19 protein-coding genes and 3 tRNA genes are annotated in these 21245 nt (G+C 52.9%); 6 read left to right on the top strand and 16 right to left on the bottom strand.

Annotation, left to right across the window (positions count from 1 at the left end):
• Positions 1-102 (top strand): transposase (locus A7090_RS12030; protein WP_198599583.1); only part of this gene is annotated, 102 nt, incomplete at its 5' end.
• A 105-nt stretch (positions 103-207) separates the two neighbouring features.
• Here A7090_RS12030 and purA read toward each other — a convergent pair.
• The 11 genes from purA to nnr form a co-directional block, all read right to left on the bottom strand.
• Positions 208-1506, bottom strand: coding sequence for an adenylosuccinate synthase (gene purA, locus A7090_RS12035; protein ID WP_105274200.1), 1299 nt, complete (start codon positions 1504-1506; stop codon positions 208-210).
• Positions 1507-1609: 103 nt separating this feature from the next.
• Complete coding sequence (locus tag A7090_RS12040; protein WP_001089295.1) at positions 1610-1807, bottom strand: DUF2065 domain-containing protein; 198 nt, start codon at positions 1805-1807, stop codon at positions 1610-1612.
• 81 nt (positions 1808-1888) lie between these two features.
• Positions 1889-2893, bottom strand: a complete 1005-nt coding sequence (gene hflC / locus A7090_RS12045) for a protease modulator HflC (protein WP_105274201.1) — start codon at positions 2891-2893, stop codon at positions 1889-1891.
• A gap of 2 nt (positions 2894-2895) precedes the next feature.
• Positions 2896-4155 carry an FtsH protease activity modulator HflK gene (hflK, locus tag A7090_RS12050; protein ID WP_105274202.1) on the bottom strand — a complete coding sequence of 420 codons (1260 nt, stop codon included), beginning with the start codon at positions 4153-4155 and terminating at the stop codon, positions 2896-2898.
• A gap of 85 nt (positions 4156-4240) precedes the next feature.
• Positions 4241-5521 carry a ribosome rescue GTPase HflX gene (hflX, locus tag A7090_RS12055; RefSeq protein ID WP_105274203.1) on the bottom strand — a complete coding sequence of 427 codons (1281 nt, stop codon included), beginning with the start codon at positions 5519-5521 and terminating at the stop codon, positions 4241-4243.
• A 75-nt stretch (positions 5522-5596) separates the two neighbouring features.
• Positions 5597-5905, bottom strand: coding sequence for an RNA chaperone Hfq (gene hfq, locus A7090_RS12060; protein ID WP_104769001.1), 309 nt, complete (start codon positions 5903-5905; stop codon positions 5597-5599).
• A gap of 84 nt (positions 5906-5989) precedes the next feature.
• A complete protein-coding gene (miaA, locus tag A7090_RS12065; RefSeq protein ID WP_105274204.1) occupies positions 5990-6940 on the bottom strand; it encodes a tRNA (adenosine(37)-N6)-dimethylallyltransferase MiaA in 951 nt (316 codons plus the stop codon).
• A complete protein-coding gene (mutL, locus tag A7090_RS12070) occupies positions 6933-8780 on the bottom strand; it encodes a DNA mismatch repair endonuclease MutL (protein ID WP_105274205.1) in 1848 nt (615 codons plus the stop codon). The genes miaA and mutL overlap by 8 nt, the downstream gene beginning before the upstream one ends.
• A gap of 9 nt (positions 8781-8789) precedes the next feature.
• Positions 8790-10118, bottom strand: a complete 1329-nt coding sequence (amiB, locus tag A7090_RS12075) for an N-acetylmuramoyl-L-alanine amidase AmiB (protein WP_105274206.1) — start codon at positions 10116-10118, stop codon at positions 8790-8792.
• 18 nt (positions 10119-10136) lie between these two features.
• Entirely contained in the window at positions 10137-10598 is a 462-nt protein-coding gene (gene tsaE, locus A7090_RS12080; RefSeq protein WP_000981976.1) for a tRNA (adenosine(37)-N6)-threonylcarbamoyltransferase complex ATPase subunit type 1 TsaE, read from the bottom strand.
• Positions 10570-12117 carry a bifunctional ADP-dependent NAD(P)H-hydrate dehydratase/NAD(P)H-hydrate epimerase gene (gene nnr, locus A7090_RS12085; RefSeq protein ID WP_105274207.1) on the bottom strand — a complete coding sequence of 516 codons (1548 nt, stop codon included), beginning with the start codon at positions 12115-12117 and terminating at the stop codon, positions 10570-10572. Before nnr ends, tsaE begins: the two co-directional genes overlap by 29 nt.
• On the opposite strand from nnr, the gene queG reads away from it, so the two are divergent.
• A complete protein-coding gene (queG, locus tag A7090_RS12090; RefSeq protein WP_105274208.1) occupies positions 12116-13255 on the top strand; it encodes a tRNA epoxyqueuosine(34) reductase QueG in 1140 nt (379 codons plus the stop codon). The two genes, nnr and queG, sit on opposite strands and share 2 nt — an antisense overlap.
• On the opposite strand, the gene A7090_RS12095 is transcribed toward queG, so the two are convergent.
• From A7090_RS12095 to A7090_RS12110, 4 genes are all read right to left on the bottom strand, one after another.
• Complete coding sequence (locus A7090_RS12095) at positions 13238-13291, bottom strand: hypothetical protein (protein WP_010723271.1); 54 nt, start codon at positions 13289-13291, stop codon at positions 13238-13240. The two genes, queG and A7090_RS12095, sit on opposite strands and share 18 nt — an antisense overlap.
• A gap of 233 nt (positions 13292-13524) precedes the next feature.
• Positions 13525-13600: transfer RNA gene (locus A7090_RS12100), tRNA-Gly, on the bottom strand.
• A 35-nt stretch (positions 13601-13635) separates the two neighbouring features.
• Positions 13636-13711: transfer RNA gene (locus tag A7090_RS12105), tRNA-Gly, on the bottom strand.
• 157 nt (positions 13712-13868) lie between these two features.
• A tRNA-Gly gene (locus tag A7090_RS12110) sits at positions 13869-13944 on the bottom strand.
• Between the two features lie 282 nt (positions 13945-14226).
• On the opposite strand from A7090_RS12110, the gene A7090_RS12115 reads away from it, so the two are divergent.
• Positions 14227-14967: an arginine ABC transporter substrate-binding protein gene (locus tag A7090_RS12115; protein ID WP_105274209.1), complete on the top strand. Its 741-nt coding sequence runs from the start codon at positions 14227-14229 to the stop codon at positions 14965-14967.
• 39 nt (positions 14968-15006) lie between these two features.
• Here the strand turns inward: A7090_RS12115 and orn are convergent, their stop codons facing one another.
• Entirely contained in the window at positions 15007-15552 is a 546-nt protein-coding gene (orn, locus tag A7090_RS12120; RefSeq protein WP_105274210.1) for an oligoribonuclease, read from the bottom strand.
• Positions 15553-15646: 94 nt separating this feature from the next.
• On the opposite strand from orn, the gene rsgA reads away from it, so the two are divergent.
• The 3 genes from rsgA (at position 15647) to mscM (ending at position 21109) form a co-directional block, all read left to right on the top strand.
• Positions 15647-16699 (top strand): small ribosomal subunit biogenesis GTPase RsgA, encoded by a 1053-nt coding sequence (gene rsgA / locus A7090_RS12125; RefSeq protein WP_105274211.1) that lies wholly within the window; start codon positions 15647-15649, stop codon positions 16697-16699.
• A gap of 96 nt (positions 16700-16795) precedes the next feature.
• Positions 16796-17764 carry an archaetidylserine decarboxylase gene (gene asd, locus A7090_RS12130; RefSeq protein ID WP_105274212.1) on the top strand — a complete coding sequence of 323 codons (969 nt, stop codon included), beginning with the start codon at positions 16796-16798 and terminating at the stop codon, positions 17762-17764.
• A gap of 21 nt (positions 17765-17785) precedes the next feature.
• On the top strand, positions 17786-21109 hold the full coding sequence (gene mscM / locus A7090_RS12135) for a miniconductance mechanosensitive channel MscM (RefSeq protein ID WP_105274213.1): 3324 nt from the start codon (positions 17786-17788) through the stop codon (positions 21107-21109).
• Positions 21110-21245: the final 136 nt, after the last annotated feature.

Consider the following 21245-nt stretch of genomic DNA (forward strand, 5'->3'; position numbering starts at 1 on the left):
AGCGGGGTGCTCTGGTCACGCTCCTATTTCGCCTGTAGCGCTGGCGGCGCAACAATCGAAACATTGAAGGCTTATGTAGCGGCGCAGAAAACCCCTGATTAGCTCCCCTTATATCCCCGCCCGATTGGGCGAGGGTTTACGGGGCATTTTCTAAATTACGGAAATTGATTCCGACTTTTTCAAGGAATCTGTCGATACAATCATCAATTATGCGTCGAACGGGTCGCGCAGAATTATCGTTTCGGTGCGATCCGGACCGGTAGAGATGATATCGATCGGCACACCGGTCAGCTCTTCAATACGCTTGATGTAGTTCAGCGCCGCCTGCGGCAGGCCGCTACGATCTTTCACACCGAAGGTGGATTCAGACCAGCCCGGCATGGTTTCGTAAATCGGCTCTACACCTTTCCAGCCGTCAGCTGCCAGCGGAGTGGTGGTCACTTCGCGACCATCCGGCATACGGTAAGCCACGCAGAGTTTCACCTCTTTCAGGCCATCCAGAACGTCCAGTTTGGTCAGGCAGAAGCCAGACAGGGAGTTCAGCTGAACCGCACGACGAACGGCAACGGTGTCCAGCCAGCCGGTACGACGACGACGACCTGTAGTTGCGCCGAATTCGTTACCCTGCTTGCAGAGGAACTCGCCAGTTTCATCAAACAGTTCGGTCGGGAACGGACCTGCACCTACACGAGTGGAGTAAGCTTTGAGGATACCCAGAACGTAATCAACATAACGCGGGCCCAGGCCGGAACCAGTCGCCACGCCACCAGCAGTGGTGTTGGAAGAGGTTACGTACGGATAAGTACCGTGGTCGATATCCAGCAGCGTCCCCTGCGCACCTTCGAACATGACGAAATCGCCACGCTGACGCGCCTGGTCGAGCAGGTCAGAAACGTCAACCACCATAGAAGTCAGGATGTCGGCAACAGCCATCGTATCATCCAGAACTTTCTGGTAATCAACCGCTTCAACTTTGTAGTAGTTAACCAACTGGAAGTTGTGATATTCCATCACTTCTTTCAGTTTTTCAGCGAAGGTTTCTTTGTCGAAAAGGTCGCCAACACGCAGACCACGACGTGCTACTTTGTCTTCATAAGCAGGCCCGATACCACGACCGGTGGTGCCGATCGCTTTAGCACCACGCGCTTTCTCACGCGCGTTATCCAGCGCAACGTGATAATCAAGGATCAGCGGACATGCTTCAGACAGCAGCAGACGCTCACGAACGGGGATGCCACGGTCTTCCAGTTCTTTCATCTCTTTCATCAGCGCAGTCGGAGACAGCACAACACCGTTACCGATGATGCTGGTTACATTCTCGCGAAGAATACCTGATGGAATAAGATGGAGAACGGTTTTTTCACCGTTGATTACGAGAGTATGGCCTGCGTTGTGACCGCCCTGGTAGCGTACAACATATTTAGCCCGTTCAGTCAGAAGATCGACGATCTTACCTTTACCTTCGTCACCCCATTGGGTGCCCAGTACGACGACGTTGTTACCCATTTTTCAAAATCACCGTTTGCTTAAAAATGGATTCTACCATCGCTTTTTCAGAGTTACAGCACTTTTTGCACTCAAAAATGACCTCGATCAGTCTGTTTTTTATTCAACCAATCGTTTTCCTCAACATGTAGTAGACCACAACGCCCGCAACCACAAGTCCACCGCCAAAACGACGTAAAATATTATCGGGCAAATTGGTCATCGCAGAGATCATCTTCTTCCATGCCTTCGGGTAAAGCATCGGCCCTAAACCTTCCAGCACCAAAACCAGGGCGAGCGCCAGCCAGATTGTCGAATTCATTCATTATCCTTATAGAAAAAGAAAACCACCGACATCCCTGAGGATGCGGTGGCTTTATTGACCTGTACCGCGGTCGTTATATTAACGCGTTGCGGAAGTCGGCGTCTTCATGTAGCGGAAGAAATCGCTGTCCGGGCTCATGACCATCACGTCCTGATTGCCAGAGAAGCTGTTCTCATAAGCACGCAGGCTACGGATGAATGCGTAGAAATCCGGATCTTTACTGAATGCATCAGCAAACAGTCTGGCAGCTTCGGCATCACCTTCACCGCGCATGATACGGCCCTGACGCTCAGCTTCTGCCAGCGTTCTGGTCACTTCATAGTCAGCAGTCGCGCGCAGTTTTTCTGCTTCTTCCTGACCTTGAGAACGGTGACGACGCGCTACCGCTTCACGCTCGGCGCGCATACGGTTGTAGATCGCTTCAGACACTTCGGTCGGCAGGTTGATCTGCTTAATACGCACATCGACAACTTCAATACCCAGCGCCGCCATACTGTTCGGGTTGATGACCGGTACTTTGCCCTTCATCTCAGCCGTTACGCGCTCTGCCGCTTCGGCAATGGCGTTATCTGCTGCCGGAGTAGTAACTTCATCTTCTGTACCCGCAGAACCGGAGTTCAGCGCGTCACGCACTTCCAGAGTCAGACGACCACGGGAATCGGTAACGATGTCTTTCACGTCCAGGCGACCAATTTCAGAACGCAGACGGTCAGAAAACTTACGTTTCAACAGCACTTCCGCTTGCGAAATGTCACCACCACCCGTTGCCAGGTAGTAACGGCTGAAATCGCTGATGCGCCATTTGATATAAGAGTCAACGATCAGGTCTTTTTTCTCTTTGGTCACAAAGCGGTCGGCCTGGTTGTCCATGGTCTGAATACGTGCGTCGAGCATTTTCACCGTTTCAATGAACGGTATCTTGAAATGCAGACCCGGCTCATAGACCAGAGGTTTGTTGTCATCGTCACGCAGTACCTTACCAAAACGCAGCGTAATACCGCGCTCACCTTCTTTGACGACAAAGACAGACATGTAAAGCACTACCAGCACGATGATGATAATCGCGATAACTGACTTACGCATCGTTATTCCCCCTGACGCTGGTAGTTGTTACGCTGCGCGTTGGCGCGGCGTTGGTCCATAATATCGCCCTGACTGGTGGACGACGTGTTGCTTGCTCCACTGGCTGTGGAGGAAGAGGCTGGCGGCAGACGCAGCAGATTGCTGGCACCGTTGTCACTCTTCGCCGCAGGCGCGTTACCACCTTTCAGCATCTGGTCTAACGGCAGAACCATCAGGTTGCCACCTTTATCGTTAACCAGCACTTTGCGGGTGTTGCCCAACACTTTTTCCATCGTCTCGATATACAGACGCTCGCGAGTAATTTCTGGCGCGGCTTTATATTCCGGCAGAAGTTTAGCAAAGCGCGCCACTTCACCCTGAGCTTCCAGGATGGTTTGGGCTTTGTACGCACGCGCTTCTTCGAGGATACGTTGCGCCTGACCGTTCGCACGCGGCTGAACTTCGTTGGTATACGCTTCTGCTTCACGAATGTATTGCTGTTCGTTTTCACGCGCGGCAATCGCATCGTCAAACGCCGCTTTTACTTCTTCCGGTGGACGAGCGGCCTGGAAGTTGACGTCCAGCAGAGTGATACCCATGTCATAAGGACGAATCGTCTCTTCCAGTTCGCGCTGAGTATCGCTACGAATCACGGTACGACCTTCCGTCAGAATGCGGTCCATGGTGTATTTACCGATAACCCCACGCAGGGCGCTGTCGGTAGCCTGACGCAGGCTGTCATCCGGGCTGGTCACGCTATACAGATATTTTTCCGGATTGGTGACGCGGTACTGCACGTTCATCTCAACGCGCACCACGTTTTCGTCTGAGGTCAGCATCACACCGGAAGCTGCCAGTTCACGCACAGCTTCTACGTTCACCGGTTTGACTTCGTCGATAAATGTCGGTTTCCAGTTCAGACCCGGCTCAACCAGATGGCTGAATTTACCAAAGCGTGTTACCACGCCGCGTTCGGCTTCTTTTATGGTATAGAAACCGCTGGCCGCCCAGATAATAACAACCGCTGCCGCTGCGATGGTAACGACACGACCGCCAAGCTGCGGGCGCGGGCCTTGCGATGAACTGCCACCGCCAGATCCGGTGCCTTTACCGCCGCCCAGACCGCCGAGTTTTTTGCTCAGTTTGCGGAAGATATCATCTAAATCAGGTGGCCCTTGATCGCGACCGCCTTTGTTTCCATTTCCCTCAGAGTTGCCGCCAGGTTTGCTGCTTCCCCACGGGTCGCGGTCTTGTCCGTTATTACCGGGCTGATTCCACGCCATGTTTGTGCTCCATATTTGTTATGCGGTGATCCCTGTTGTCTTTCGACGCCAGAGGATATGACTCCACGCTTCAGACGCTACGCCGTTAGATCAGGTAATCGATCAACGCCGGTTCTTGTTTACAGAGGCGACGCCAGTCAACGATCGGCATACGAACCTGCAGACTTACGCTGCCGTCCTCCTCCATCCACTCTTTTTCTATTGCCTGAAGCTGATAAAAACGACTTCTCAGACGCCCTTCCTGCGGTGGCAGACGCAATGTATGCTGCGCCACCTCGCCGGAAAGCCGCTCCGTCAAAGCCTGAAAAAGCTGTGGTATCCCCGCTCCGGTCTGCGCGGAAAGCCAGACACGGATCGGTTTGTTCTCTTCATCTCGATCAATACGTGGTTCGAAATCTTCCAGCATATCGATCTTGTTCATCACCAGCAGAGTTGGGATCTCGTGAGCATCGATCTCTTCAAGAACCGTATTCACCGCTTCGATGTTTTCTTGTACACGCACATCTGCCGCATCAATGACGTGCAGCAGTAATGTAGCTTGCCGCGTCTCTTGTAACGTGGCTTTAAATGCAGCCACCAGATCGTGCGGCAGATGGCGAATAAACCCTACGGTATCTGCCAGCACGGTTTCACCGACATCCGAGACGTCAATACGCCGCAACGTCGGGTCGAGGGTGGCAAACAACTGGTCTGCCGCGTAGACCCGCGCTTCAGTGATGCGATTGAAAAGGGTAGATTTACCGGCGTTGGTATATCCCACCAGCGAAACAGTAGGAACGTCGGCTTTGATACGCGATTGCCGCCCCTGCTCACGCTGCTTTTCAACTCTTTCCAGGCGCGACTGTATCTGCACAATGCGATTACGCAACAAACGACGGTCGGTTTCGAGCTGGGTTTCCCCCGGACCACGCAAACCTATCCCGCCTTTCTGTCTTTCAAGGTGGGTCCAGCCACGCACCAGGCGCGTAGCCAGATGACGCAGCTGCGCCAGCTCAACCTGCAACTTACCCTCATGGGTACGCGCACGTTGGGCGAAAATATCTAAAATAAGGCCGGTGCGGTCGATAACACGACACTCGCACAAACGCTCCAGGTTACGCTCTTGCGCCGGGCTCAGGGCATGGTCAAAAAGAACGACCGAAGCACCCGTCGCTTTGACAGCTTCCGCAATTTCAACTGCTTTACCTTCACCTACAAAATACTTTGGGTGCGGCGCTTTACGGCTACCGGTAATCACCTGCAATGCTTCGACACCGGCGGAAGAGACCAGAGATTCAAACTCCTGGAGGTCTTCCATATCTTTGTCTTGCGTAAAATAGATGTGTACCAGTACCGCCTGCTCACCAGCATCATAACGGTCAAACAAGCGTATAACCCTCTAAATAGATCAGCGGGGAACGCAGGATCGCTGGCTCCCCGTGTAAAAAAACAGCCCGAAACCTTATTCGGTTTCTTCGCTGTCCTGTTGCGCGGAAGTATTCTGCGCGCTGCTACCATGATGGTAGTTACTGCTGGTACCGCCACCGACGTTGTTACTGTGATGAGAAACCGGGCGAGACGGGACAACAGTAGAAATCGCGTGCTTGTAAACCATCTGGCTGACCGTGTTTTTCAACAGGATCACGAACTGATCAAAAGACTCGATTTGCCCTTGCAGCTTAATACCATTCACCAAATAAATAGAAACTGGAACACGTTCCCGACGCAGTGCGTTCAGGAACGGATCTTGTAAAGATTGCCCCTTAGCCATTCTCTCTTTTCCTTATATGCTTATTTGTACTTTGAACCTTTCGATTCTGAAAAATTGCGCACGATACGTCTCAATTGTACACATTCAGCCTGCGATAGCACCAACAACCTGTAATACCTCGTCACGCGCCTGTTCTGGTTTTTCACTGTCAAGCCAGTGAACCCCTTCCCAACCACGCAACCAGGTTATCTGCCGCTTCGCCAACTGTCTCGTGGCGCAAACACCTCGATAAACCATTTCATCGTATGAGATTTCGCCTTCAAGGTAAGACCACATCTGGCGATAACCCACGCAACGAATGGAAGGCAAATCCGTATGCAAATCTCCTCGGGCAAAAAGCGCCCGGACTTCTGCTTCAAAACCTGAAGCCAACATCTGATGAAAACGCTGCTCAATTCGTTGATGGAGCAGTTCACGGCTCGCCGGGGCGATGGCGAACTGATGCACCTGATACGGTAGAGCGTCTCCTGACGTTTGCGTCAGTTCCGTTAAAGTTTTACCCGAAATGAAAAAAACTTCCAGTGCCCGGGAAAGCCTTTGTGGATCATTTGGATGAATCCTTGCTGCCGCAACCGGATCGATCTCCTGAAGTTGACGATGCAATGACTCCCAACCTTGCTCTGCCGCCTGTTGCTCAATTCTGGCCCGCACTTCGGGATCTGCCGACGGTAGCGGCGACAACCCTTCCAGCAATGCCTTGAAATACAACATCGTACCGCCCACTAACAGTGGGATCCGTCCCGCCGCGGTGATATCGGCCATTTCCACCAGCGCATCGCGGCGAAAATCAGCAGCCGAGTAAGCCTGCGACGGATCGCGAATATCCAGCAATCGGTGCGGCGCGACGAGTAACTCTTCAGCGTTCGGCTTCGCCGTCCCGATATCCATCCCTTTGTAAATAAGGGCAGAATCAACGCTTATCAACTCCACTGGTAAAATTTTACGCAGCTCAATGGCTAACGCCGTTTTACCGGAGGCCGTCGGCCCCATCAAAAAAATCGCCTTAGGCAGGCTCACCTTACTGATATCACTCATCTTTCAGGGCTTTCATTGCCGGATGTAAATCAACAGATTGTAACAGACCACCCGGCGGCGTTTTCACAAGTTGTGGACATAACCGTTCTACGTCTGCCAGCAGGGTAATGGCCTGAGCCATCGACCACTGCGCATGTTCGCTCATCAGATTTCGTGCAATCCACTGCGCAATATTGCCAGGTTCGAATACGGACTGCTTCGCCAGGTAGCCTATCAGTTCAGGAATCAAGATTTGTAAATTTTGTTGGCGTAAGGGTAAAGGCACGGCCCTGATGGTCACATGCTGCGCATCGGACTGAAATTCAATACCCAATTCTGTCAGAGCAGACTGAGATTTTTCTAATGCCGATTTTTCTTCACCAGAAACTTTTAGCCGCAAAGGAATAAGCAACGGCTGGGCGCAAACTGGCACTTCACCCGGCGTCAGTTGCGCCTGACGCAGCCAACGTTCTGCCACTGGCAAGGCTAAAAGTGAAATGTTGCCGTCGCGCTCCAGCAACGCACAGTTGGAATGGACGATAGTCAGTACCCGACCAAAACTCTGACTGTTCGCCGCAAGCGCTGGCTCCTGCGACTCTGGCGCTTTTGGTTTTTGCATCGGCGCAGGCGTTTGCAAAAGCTGGCGATAAACCTCACCTTGCTGTTTCTGGTAGCCTGGCTGCGCATTCGGCCAGAGGGTAGCCGGACGACTGCCTGAGGCGGGCGCAGGAGAGTAGCGTGGAGTTACCGGTTCACGAACTACCGGTTCCGCAAAATGATTACGCCCAGCTGCCACGCGGTTTTCCGGGATGGTGCGCGGTGCGGGTTGTGGCTCATCATCCAGCGATAGCGGCGTTTCCAGTTGCTGTTGTAGCACGCTCAGCACGCCCTGATAGATAAAGTCATGCACCAGACGCGACTGATGGAAACGCACTTCGTGTTTGGCGGGATGCACGTTGACGTCCACCTGATGCGGGTCGATCTCCAGATACAGCACAAACGCCGGTTGCTGATCGGCCCCCAGTTTGTCTTCGCAGGCCTGGCGGATCGCGTGATTGATCAGGCGATCGCGCATCATGCGACCATTCACGTAGCAATACTGAATTTCTGCCAGTGCGGGCGTGGTGTGATTTGGATCTGCCACCCAGCCGCGCAGCGTGAGATCGCCATGCTGCCATTCAATCGCCAGCGCATGTTCGAGAAAAGCGGTGCCGCAAATCGCGCCTAAGCGCCGTTCCTTTTGCCCGCCTTCCGGCACTGCGCGGTACTGGCGTACGATTTTACCGTTATGCGACAGGTTGATAGTGACATCGAAACGCGCCAGCGCGATGCGACGGATGATTTCATCGATATGGTTAAATTCGGTTTTCTCGGTACGCAGAAATTTGCGCCGCGCCGGGGTGTTGTAGAACAAATCTAACACCTCCAGCGTCGTTCCCACCGGATGCGCCGCCGGTTTTACCGTCACGTCCATATCGCGGCCTTCGGCATAAGCCTGCCAGGCTTCCTGCTGTTCTGCGGTGCGTGAAGTGAGCGTCAGGCGGGAAACCGAACTGATACTCGCCAGCGCCTCTCCACGAAAACCCAGGCTGATAATCGCTTCGAGATCGTCCAGAGAGGCAATTTTACTGGTGGCATGACGAGCCAGCGCCAGCGCCAGCTCATCTTTTTTGATACCGCAGCCGTTATCACGAATGCGGATAAGTTTCGCCCCACCACGTTCGATATCAATATCGATACGCGTCGCGCCTGCATCGAGGCTGTTTTCCACCAGTTCTTTGACTACCGACGCAGGTCGCTCGACCACCTCACCTGCGGCAATCTGGTTCGCCAGTTGTGGCGGTAAGACCTGAATTGGCATCAATAATCCTTAATTTGGCAGCGTACGATCTGGCGTCGTCACCGTGCTGGCCGTTTGTGCCGATGCCCCCTGTGGCGCAGATTGCATCGGATGCGCAAGGAAATAATTGCGCAAGCCTTTGTAAATGGCTTCTGCCAGCTGTTGTTGGTAATCGTCGCTCGCCAGCAAACGTTCTTCGCTGTTGTTGCTGATAAAACCGGTTTCGACCAGTACTGAGGGAATATCCGGCGAACGCAGAACGCCAAGGCTGGCGTGTTCTGGTCGACGTTTATGTATTTCGCCAATGCGTTGCAACTGGCTGATCATACTGGTCGCCACATCATACCCTACCCGCTGGGAATGACCGAACTGTAAATCCAGCACCGCCTGGCTTAAATAGGGATCGGCCTGACTGTTCGCCAGCACATCGCCCGCTCCACCCAGCAGCTCCGACTGTTTCTCGTGCTGCTCCAGCCAGTTGGCCATTTCGCTGTTGGCGCGACGGTTAGAGAGCACCCATACGGAAGCGCCAGTCGCACTGCGGTTCGGTGCGGCATCAGCGTGAATCGACACGAGGAAATTGGCGTTTTGCTTACGAGCCACATCACTGCGCCCCATCACCGAAATAAAGTAATCCCCGTCACGAGTTAAAACACCTTTAAACATCGGATCGTCATTGAGCAAAGTACGCAATTTACGCGCGATGGCGATGGTGACATTTTTCTCCCGCGTACCGCCAGGGCCGATAGCGCCAGGGTCCTGACCGCCGTGTCCGGCATCAATAGCGATGACAATTTTATCGCCAGTGTTAGCCGTCACGCGCGCTGCCGGACGCGTTACCGTATTGCTGTTGATAACGCCCGTGGTACGGTTGCTTTCTGTTTTAAACGGATTGCGCGCCGGTTCACTGACACGCGGGGCAACCACTGGCGGTGCCTCAACGCGTTTTGCAACCACTGGCGGTGGAGGAGGCGCATCGGCATTAATCGTAAAGACGACGGTGTAATTATTGCCATTCTGCCGCTTTATCGCTTCGGTTTTACCGTTTTCGGTAAGATCGACCACCAGTCGCAACGTTTGCGCATCTTCAGGCGCTCCAGAGCGAATCGCCTTCACCAGATTATTACCGCTGAACAACAACGGCAGCCCCTGAATCACGCCCGTTTGTTTAATATCCAGCGCTACAGTGCGTTTGCTTTGATGGCTAAACGCATAATCAGGATCGCCAATAAAACTCAACGTTATCCGCGCCTGTTGATTACCGTTAGAAACCTGAATATCAGAGAGCGTCGCAGCGCCAGCCTGCGCGCACAGCAGCACCAACGTCGCAACCAACCAATTTCTGATGCGATACATCATCCCGTCACCTTTCAAAGGTTAACCGGCTAAACGCGCCAGCAACAATTCACCCGCAGAGGAAACTGCACTCACGTGCGCCTCACGGCCTTGTGCCTGATAATCAATGTGTATTTCGACATCCGGGTCAGGAAGAACACCTGTACCTTGTTGTGGCCACTCCACCAGGCAGATGGCATCGTTGGCAAAATAATCGCGGATCCCCATAAACTCCAGCTCCTCGGGATCGGCAAGGCGGTACAAATCAAAGTGATACACCATTAAGTTGTCGAGCGTATAGGGTTCGACCAGCGTATACGTGGGGCTTTTGACATTACCCTGATGACCCAGAGCCTGTAAAAAGCCCCGGCTAAAGGTGGTTTTACCTGCGCCTAAATCGCCATATAGATAGATTACAGTAGCACCATCGCAGGCTTTCGCTACCCGCTCGCCCAGGTCTAATGTTGCCTGCTCATCAGGGAGCGGAATTACTCGATTCATCATGGTTTTTATCAGTCACTTCCGGGTTAACAATACGCTGTAACGTGGAAAAGAGATCGGTTGCCAGCATTCCGCGCGTTCCAAAACGCGCCGCCAGAACATCAGCTGCCGCACCGTGTGCGACACAGCCAGCGCACGCTGCATCATATGGCGACAGTTTTTGCCCAAGCAATGCGCCAATAATACCAGAGAGCACATCGCCCATGCCGCCGCTGGCCATGCCTGCATTTCCGGCGTCAATAATGCCTAAAGCGTCAGGATGCGCGGCGACCACGGTTCCGGCACCTTTCAGCACCGCTACACCGCCATAACGTTGTACCAGACGTTGGGCGCAATGTAAGCGGTCACTTTCAATTTCAGCGACGGAACAGCCTAACAACCTCGCGGCCTCGCCAGGATGCGGCGTGATCACGCGATTGTGACGCTTATCGGGATTGATTGCCAGCAGGTTCAATGCATCGGCATCCCACAACATCGGTTTGCGAAAATTCTCAACTTTTTGCAGGGCTTTTATCCCCCACTCTTGCTGCCCCAGACCTGGGCCAATCACCACCACATCGGCCCATCCCAGGCTTTCGGTAAGAGAGTCCATAGTCAGTTCATGCACCATCAATTCCGGTCGTGCAGTCAGCAGCGGCGCAATATTTTCACTGCGGGTCAGTACTCTGACTAAACCAGCGCCCGTTCGTAGCGCTGCTTCCCCCGTCATACGAATAGCCCCCGCCGTGCCGTGATCGCCACCGATAATCACCAGACGCCCGTGATCGCCTTTATGCGAAGTCGGGCGACGCGGTTTCAGCCAGTGAGAAAGTTGTTCTGTAGAAAACCGCTGAATTTTCGTCTCCTGACCTGCCAACCAACTATCCAGCCCCAGCGAGTCAAAATGCAGTTGTCCGGTCACATCCCGCGCTTTCCCAGTGAGCAAGCCAGGTTTTAGCGCAATAAAGGTGATAGTGTGATTGGCGTTGATTACCGCGCCTGGCGTAGCGCCAGTTTCTGCCAGCAGGCCGGAAGGGATATCAACCGCCACAATCGGCGCAGGATGGGAATTAGCGTGGTCGATTAACTGGCTAATAGATTCGCGAGGTGCTTGCTGCAAGCCGGTGCCGAGCAGCGCATCAACAATCAGATCGACCGACTCGGGCCAGACAATATTCGAAGCATGAAGCTCGCCTCCTGCATTTAACCATGCTTCGCGTGCCAGCGCGGCCTCTTCCGGCAATGATTTGTCACTTTCCAGGGCCAGCAGCGTGACCTCAATGCCGACGGCTTTGGCCAGCCGTGCAACCACGTAGCCATCGCCACCGTTATTACCATGACCGCACAGCACCAGCCAGCGGCGGGCGTCAGGATAAGCCGAACGACACACCTGGAATGCGGCTTCGCCAGCGCGAAGCATCAGCTCATAGAGCGTTAGCCCCAGCGCATCTGCCGCCTCACGTTCTCCGCGGTGGATATCGTCGGCGTGCCAGACGGTGTGTGGTATACTTACGGGGTTTTTCTTCATTGTATGGTCCGTCATGTCAGAGCCCCTCGATCTCAATCAGTTAGCACAAAAAATTAAACAGTGGGGGCTGGAACTGGGCTTTCAGCAAGTAGGTATTACCGATACCGATCTCAGCGAGTCCGAGCCCAAACTGCAAGCATGGCTGGACAAACAATACCACGGCGAAATGGACTGGATGGCGCGTCACGGTATGCTGCGTGCTCGCCCCCACGAGTTATTGCCCGGTACGCTGCGCGTGATCAGCGTGCGGATGAATTACCTTCCTGCCAACGCCGCATTTGCCAGCACGCTGAAAAACCCCAAACTCGGCTATGTTAGCCGTTATGCGCTGGGCCGTGACTATCACAAACTTCTGCGCAACCGACTCAAAAAGCTGGGCGAGCTGATTCAGCAATATTGTGTTTCGCTGAATTTTAGACCGTTTGTCGATTCTGCGCCTATTCTCGAGCGCCCGTTAGCTGAAAAAGCAGGACTTGGCTGGACAGGTAAGCACTCACTTATCCTCAATCGCGAGGCCGGTTCGTTCTTCTTTTTAGGCGAGTTGCTGGTCGATATTCCTCTGCCCGTGGATCAACCGGTCGAGGAAGGATGCGGTAAATGCGTGGCCTGTATGACGATTTGCCCGACCGGCGCCATCGTCGAGCCATATACCGTCGATGCTCGCCGCTGTATCTCTTATCTCACCATTGAACTGGAAGGGACGATCCCGGAAGAGCTGCGACCGTTAATGGGAAACCGTATTTACGGTTGCGATGACTGCCAGCTTATCTGCCCATGGAATCGCTATTCGCAACTCACAACAGAAGACGATTTCAGCCCGCGTAAGCCGCTACACGCACCAGAACTTATTGAGTTATTTGCCTGGAGCGAAGAGACGTTTTTAAAAGTCACGGAAGGATCGGCAATTCGCCGTATAGGTCACCTGCGTTGGCTGCGTAATATCGCCGTAGCATTAGGCAATGCCCCCTGGGATGAAACGATTCTGGCGGCGCTGGAAAGTCGTAAAGGTGAGCACCCACTTCTTGATGAGCACATAACGTGGGCGATTGCGCAGCAAATCGAGAGACGAAATGCGTGCGTGGTCGAAGTGCAATTACCGAAAAAACAGCGTCTGGTTCGGGTGATTGAAAAGGGATTACCGCGTGACGCCTGATTCATCCACAGCTTGTGAATAAAAATAAAAACGCATTGCAATTCAAGACGAATAAAATCGTCAAGTGATCGACTCGACAAAATGAAATCTTAATTTTAAACCTATATATCAATAAGTTAAAAAAATACTATTCACCGTGCGAAGTTTCTTTAAAATTAAGATTACGGCCTGAGGTTGTGGATAACTCTGTTTACAAGAGTTTGTCAGAGACGACAAAAACCAGCAATCACGCATCGCGTCGCTGTGGATATTTTATTGAGAGAAGAATTTGGAGCGGGAAACGAGACTCGAACTCGCGACCCCGACCTTGGCAAGGTCGTGCTCTACCAACTGAGCTATTCCCGCTTGGGTGGTCTGTGCTTTACAGCACTTTCAAATTTTGGAGCGGGAAACGAGACTCGAACTCGCGACCCCGACCTTGGCAAGGTCGTGCTCTACCAACTGAGCTATTCCCGCTTAATCTTCGTCTTTCGAACCGCTACTGCCTTGGCTGCCTTCACTCACCTTAGTCACTTACTTTTGTAAGCTCCCAAGGATTCGTTCAGTTGCCGCCTTGTCGCAATTCGAAATACTGCGATTGGGTGGTCTGTGCTTTGCAGCACTTTTCAAATTTTGGAGCGGGAAACGAGACTCGAACTCGCGACCCCGACCTTGGCAAGGTCGTGCTCTACCAACTGAGCTATTCCCGCGTACTACTTAATTTTGCTTTCGTAATTTTCGCAATTCTGCGTCGTTACGGGAGGCGCATTATACGAGAAATCTTTCCCTCTGCAACCCTCCAAACGAATTTTTTCGCAAAAATTGTTTAAGCGCTGATTTATTCGACAAATCTAGCAAAAAACGAACAGCTTAACAAAAAACTTTTCACTCTCTGCCTAAAAGGACAGAATCTGTCTGTTGCCCCAGGCTGATAAAAGCGTAGCACACAGCCTTAGGCAGTCCACAACACAACATGGAAATCAGGGAATCAGATGAAACAAAAATTACTTGTCATGCTCCTCGCAGGGCTCTCCTTTCAAGCTACTGCCGCAAACACCAAAACACTGCATTTTGGCACTTCTGCAACCTATGCTCCGTATGAATTTGTTGACGCAGACAATCAAATCGTAGGATTCGATATTGATGTTGCCAAAGCCGTTTGCAAAGAGATGCAGGCAGAGTGTCAGTTTACGAATCAGAGCTTTGACAGCCTTATCCCCGGATTACGCTTCAAAAAGTTTGATGCCGTCATCGCGGGGATGGATATGACAGCGAAACGAGAACAACAGGTTTCTTTCAGCCAACCCTACTATGAAGGGCTATCTGCTGTGGTTGTCACTCGCAAAGGGGCTTACAACAGTTTCGCCGAACTGAAAGGCAAAAAAATCGGTCTGGAAAATGGCACCACTCATCAGCGATATCTGCAAGATAAACAAAAAGAGATTACTGCTGTCGCCTATGACAGTTATCTGAATGCATTTACCGATCTGAAAAGCAACCGACTGGATGGTGTTTTTGGTGATGTTGCAGCCATTGGCAAATGGCTTAAAAACAACCCGGATTACGCCATCATGGACGAACGGGCAAAAGATCCGGAGTATTACGGCAAAGGTTTAGGTATCGCGGTACGCAAAGGCAATGATGCGTTGCTGACAGAAATCAACGCGGCACTTGATAAGGTCAAAGCCTCACCTGAATACGCGCAAATGCAGGAGAAGTGGTTTACACAGTAATCATTTGCCGGGGCGTAATCACCACGCCCCGATTTCGTATTACAGCCTGATAAAATGCTCGCGGTAGTAAGCCAGTTCTGCCACCGACTCGCGGATATCATCCATCGCCTGATGCGTCCCCTGTTTGGTAAAACCGTTGAGAATTTCCGGCTTCCAGCGGCGCGCCAACTCTTTCAGGGTGCTGACATCGAGATAACGGTAGTGGAAGTAGGCTTCCAGCTCCGGCATGTATTTAAACAGGAAACGACGATCCTGACCGATGCTGTTACCGCAAATCGGCGATTTTCCCGCAGGCACCCACTGTTTTAAAAATTCGAGCGTCGCCAGTTCAGCTTCACGATCGCCTATCGTACTCGCTTTCACACGCTCCACCAGCCCGCTGGCGGTATGGGTGCGCACGTTCCAGTCATCCATCAGCGCCAACTGTTCATCGGACTGATGTACTGCAATGGTCGGCCCTTCTGCCAGAATATTCAGGTTGGCATCGGTCACCAGCGTGGCAATCTCAATAATGCGATCGCGCTCGGGATCCAGACCGGTCATTTCAAGATCGATCCAAATCAGGTTGTTTTCATTGGCACTCATGCTATTTTCCACCCATTCACAGTGACTATATTGATCCACAATTGCGTGTATCATAGATGTTTTGCCCATCAGGGGCGACCAGGAGTCTGTACGATTGAGTAAAAATAAACTCTCCAAAGGCCAGCAGCGCCGCGTGAACGCCAATCACCAGCGTCGTCTTAAAACGTCTAAGGAGAAGCCCGACTACGACGACAATTTGTTTGGCGAGCCTGATGAAGGTATCGTCATCAGCCGTTTTGGTATGCACGCTGATGTGGAATCTGCCGGTGGCGACGTTCACCGCTGCAATATTCGCCGTACCATCCGTTCGCTGGTGACCGGCGATCGTGTAGTCTGGCGTCCAGGTAAACCGGCGGCAGAAGGCGTAAATGTCAAAGGAATTGTGGAAGCAGTGCATGAGCGTACCTCAGTGTTAACGCGCCCGGATTTCTACGACGGCGTGAAACCTATTGCTGCCAACATCGACCAGATTGTCATTGTCTCTGCCATTTTGCCGGAACTGTCACTCAATATTATCGACCGTTACCTGGTAGCCTGCGAAACCTTGCAGATTGAGCCGATTATTGTGCTCAACAAGATTGACCTGCTGGACGACGAAGGCATGGCGTTCGTCAACGAGCAGATGGATATCTACCGCAATATCGGTTATCGCGTATTGATGGTTTCCAGTCATACTCAGAATGGACTTAAACCGCTGGAAGAGGCGTTGACCGGGCGCATCAGCATTTTTGCCGGGCAATCTGGCGTTGGTAAATCCAGCCTGCTGAACGCGTTGCTGGGGCTGCAAAAAGAGATCCTGACCAACGATGTCTCTGACAACTCGGGTCTCGGCCAGCACACCACTACCGCCGCACGACTGTATCACTTCCCGCACGGCGGTGATGTGATTGACTCCCCTGGCGTGCGTGAGTTCGGCCTCTGGCACCTGGAGCCGGAACAAATTACTCAGGGTTTTGTCGAATTCCATGACTATTTAGGTCTGTGTAAATATCGCGATTGCAAACACGATACCGATCCGGGCTGCGCTATCCGGGAAGCGGTTGATGAGGGGAAAATCGCGGAAACCCGTTTCGAAAACTATCACCGTATTCTGGAAAGCATGGCGCAGGTAAAAACGCGTAAAAACTTTTCTGATACGGATGACTGACAATTAAGCTAACCGTCGTTAGAATCGTCCCCTTTTTTTCAGGATCCGGCATGTAGGCCGGATCAGGAACGACAAAACAATGGCCTGGAGGCTACCTTGTTAAATTCATTTAAACTTTCGCTACAGTACATTCTGCCGAAACTATGGCTTACTCGCCTGGCGGGTTGGGGCGCAAGCAAGCGGGCAGGATGGCTGACAAAACTGGTTATCGATCTGTTCGTTAAATACTACAAGGTCGATATGAAAGAGGCGCAGAAGCCAGACACCGCCAGTTACCGCACCTTTAACGAATTCTTTGTCCGTCCGCTGCGTGACGAAGTACGCCCAATCGATACCGATCCGAATGTACTGGTCATGCCTGCCGATGGCGTTATCAGCCAGTTAGGTAAAATCGAAGAAGATAAAATCCTGCAAGCCAAAGGCCACAACTACAGCCTCGAAGCCCTGCTGGCAGGTAATTACTTGATGGCGGATCTCTTCCGCAACGGTATGTTTGTGACCACTTACCTCTCCCCGCGTGACTACCACCGCGTACACATGCCGTGCAATGGAATTCTGCGTGAGATGATCTACGTGCCGGGCGATCTCTTCTCCGTTAACCATCTCACCGCTCAGAACGTACCGAATCTGTTTGCCCGTAATGAACGCGTGATCTGCCTGTTCGATACCGAATTTGGCCCAATGGCGCAGATTCTGGTCGGAGCGACGATTGTTGGCAGCATTGAGACGGTCTGGGCGGGCACCATTACGCCGCCGCGCGAAGGCATCATCAAGCGCTGGACCTGGCCTTCCGGGGAAAACGATGGTTCTGTGGCGCTGCTGAAAGGCCAGGAAATGGGTCGCTTTAAACTCGGTTCCACCGTTATCAACCTGTTTGCACCGGGTAAAGTGAATCTGGTTGAGCAACTGGAAAGTCTGTCTGTCACGAAAATTGGCCAGCCGCTGGCAGTATCTACCGAAACTTTTGTTACGCCAGACGCTGAACCTGCCCCACTTTCTGCTGAAGAGATCCAGGCAGAACACGACGCCAGCCCATTGGTTGACGACAAAAAAGACCAGGTCTAATCCATCAAAGGAAACGCTGACGTGCGCCTGATTATCACTTTTCTGATGGCCTGGTGCCTCAGTTGGGGGACGTACGCCGCGACGGCCCCCGATAGCAAACAAATCACCCAGGAACTGGAGCAGGCAAAAGCGGCGAAACCCGCGCAGCCGGAAGTCGTAGAGGCGCTCCAGTCTGCCTTAAATGCGCTTGAGGAACGAAAAGGTTCCCTTGAGCGCATCAAGCAATATCAAGAAGTCATTGATAATTACCCGAAACTCTCCACTACTCTGCGCGCGCAGTTAAACAACATGCGTGACGAGCCGCGCAGCGTGTTACCGGGAATGTCTACCGACGCGCTGAATCAGGAAATTCTCCAGGTCAGCAGGCAGTTGCTGGATAAAAGCCGTCAGGCCCAGCAAGAGCAGGAACGCGCCCGTGAGATTGCCGATTCACTGAATCAACTGCCGCAACAGCAAACCGATGCCCGCCGTCAGTTAAATGAAATCGAGCGCCGCCTGGGAACGCTTACCGGCAATACCCCGCTTAATCAGGCACAAAATTTCGCATTGCACTCTGACTCCGCACGTCTGAAAGCACTCGTCGATGAACTGGAACTGGCGCAGCTGTCTGCCAATAACCGTCAGGAATTAGCGCGCTTGCGCTCTGAGCTGGCAGAAAAAGAGAGCCAGCAGCTGGATGCATATTTGCAGGCCTTACGTAATCAGTTGAACAGCCAACGTCAGCTTGAGGCAGAGCGGGCGCTGGAAAGTACCGAATTGCTGGCAGAAAACAGTGCCGATTTGCCGAAAGACATCGTCGCGCAATTCAAAATTAACCGCGAACTGTCGGCGGCGCTCAATCAACAGGCACAGCGGATGGATCTCGTTGCCTCGCAACAGCGTCAGGCTGCCAGCCAGACGTTACAGGTCTGGCAGGCGTTGAATACACTGCGTGAACAGTCGCAATGGTTGGGGTCGTCAAACCTGCTCGGTGAAGCGTTGCGTGCGCAGGTGGCACGGCTACCGGAAATGCCGAAACCACAACAGCTTGATACCGAAATGGCGCAGTTACGTGTGCAACGGTTACGTTATGAGGATCTGCTTAATAAACAGCCGCTGCTACGGCAAATCCATCAGGCCGACGGTCAGCCGCTGACCGCCGAGCAAAACAGTATTCTGGAAGCACAGCTACGCACTCAGCGTGAGTTGCTGAACTCATTGTTGCAGGGTGGCGACACGCTACTGCTGGAGCTGACCAAGCTGAAAGTCTCCAACGGGCAACTGGAAGATGCGCTGAAAGAAGTGAACGAAGCGACGCACCGCTATCTGTTCTGGACCTCAGACGTGCGCCCAATGACCATCGCCTGGCCGCTGGAAATCGCCCAGGATCTGCGCCGCCTTATCTCGCTGGACACCTTCAGCCAGTTGGGCAAAGCCAGCGTGATGATGCTGACCAGCAAAGAGACGATTTTGCCGCTATTTGGCGCGCTGATTCTGGTCGGTTGCAGTATTTACTCGCGCCGCTATTTCACCCGTTTTCTTGAACGTTCGGCGGCGAAAGTCGGCAAAGTGACTCAGGATCACTTCTGGCTGACGTTGCGTACCCTTTTCTGGTCGATTCTCGTCGCGTCACCGCTACCGGTGCTATGGATGACGCTGGGTTACGGCTTGCGCGAGGCGTGGCCTTATCCGCTGGCGGTCGCAATAGGTGATGGCGTAACAGCCACCGTGCCGCTGCTGTGGGTAGTGATGATTTGCGCCACCTTTGCCCGCCCGAACGGCTTGTTTATCGCTCATTTTGGCTGGCCGCGCGAACGTGTTTCCCGTGGGATGCGCTACTACCTGATGAGCATCGGGCTTATTGTGCCGCTGATTATGGCGCTGATGATGTTCGATAATCTCAACGACCGCGAGTTTTCCGGTTCGCTGGGACGGCTTTGTTTTATTCTCATTTGTGGTGCGCTGGCGGTGGTCACCCTCAGCCTGAAAAAGGCCGGGATCCCGCTGTATCTCAACAAAGAGGGCAGCGGCGACAACATTACTAACCATATGCTGTGGAACATGATGATTGGCGCACCACTGGTTGCCATTCTGGCAGCGGCAGTCGGTTACCTGGCAACGGCACAGGCACTGTTAGCGAGGCTTGAAACCTCGGTTGCCATCTGGTTCCTGCTACTGGTGGTTTATCACGTTATACGCCGCTGGATGCTGATCCAACGCCGCAGGCTGGCGTTTGACCGGGCGAAGCATCGCCGGGCAGAGATGTTAGCGCAACGTGCGCGTGGCGAAGAGGAAACGCATCATCACAGTAGCCCCGAAGGGACAATTGAAGTCGATGAAAGCGAAGTCGATCTCGATGCCATCAGTGCGCAATCCTTGCGGCTGGTGCGCTCAATCCTGATGCTGATCGCCCTGCTTTCGGTCATTGTGCTGTGGTCAGAAATTCATTCCGCTTTCGGCTTCCTCGAAAATATTTCGCTGTGGGATGTCACCTCCACGGTACAGGGCGTAGAAAGCCTGGAGCCGATTACCCTCGGCGCGGTGCTGATTGCCATTCTGGTGTTTATCATCACCACGCAGCTGGTGCGCAACCTGCCCGCCCTGCTGGAACTGGCGATTTTGCAACACCTCGATTTAACGCCGGGTACGGGTTACGCCATCACCACCATCACCAAATACCTGCTGATGCTGATTGGCGGGCTGGTCGGCTTCTCGATGATTGGTATTGAGTGGTCGAAATTGCAGTGGCTGGTCGCCGCGCTCGGTGTTGGTCTCGGTTTTGGTTTGCAGGAAATTTTCGCCAACTTTATCTCTGGTCTGATCATCCTGTTCGAAAAACCGATTCGCATTGGCGATACGGTAACGATCCGCGATCTTACCGGTAGCGTAACGAAAATTAACACCCGTGCCACCACCATCAGCGACTGGGACCGTAAAGAGATTATCGTGCCGAACAAGGCGTTTATTACCGAGCAGTTTATCAACTGGTCACTCTCTGACTCAGTCACGCGCGTGGTGTTGACAATTCCGGCCCCTGCCGATGCTAACAGTGAAGAAGTGACGGAAATCCTGCTCACCGCAGCACGTCGCTGCTCGCTGGTGATCGATAACCCAGCGCCGGAAGTCTTCCTGGTGGATCTGCAACAGGGGATTCAGATTTTCGAGCTGCGTATTTACGCCGCCGAAATGGGTCACCGTATGCCGCTACGCCATGAGATCCACCAGCTGATTCTGGCGGGCTTCCACGCCCACGGTATCGATATGCCATTCCCGCCCTTCCAGATGCGTCTGGAAAGCCTCAACGGTAAGCAAACGGGGAGAACATTAACTTCTGCGGGCAAAGGTCGTCAGACGGGAAGTTTGTAATGCGTGAAGCTACCGGATGATGCCAACGTGGCTAATTTAGCAACTTAACATCATCTTCAGTTATCACCGGCCCCGGAGAGTATCATCCATAACGTCTTCCTTTCCAGACAACTCATCGCCGGAGAGACGATGAGTT

This window comes from Escherichia sp. MOD1-EC7003, assembly GCF_002965065.1.
In the GTDB taxonomy this organism is placed as follows: Bacteria; Pseudomonadota; Gammaproteobacteria; order Enterobacterales; family Enterobacteriaceae; genus Escherichia.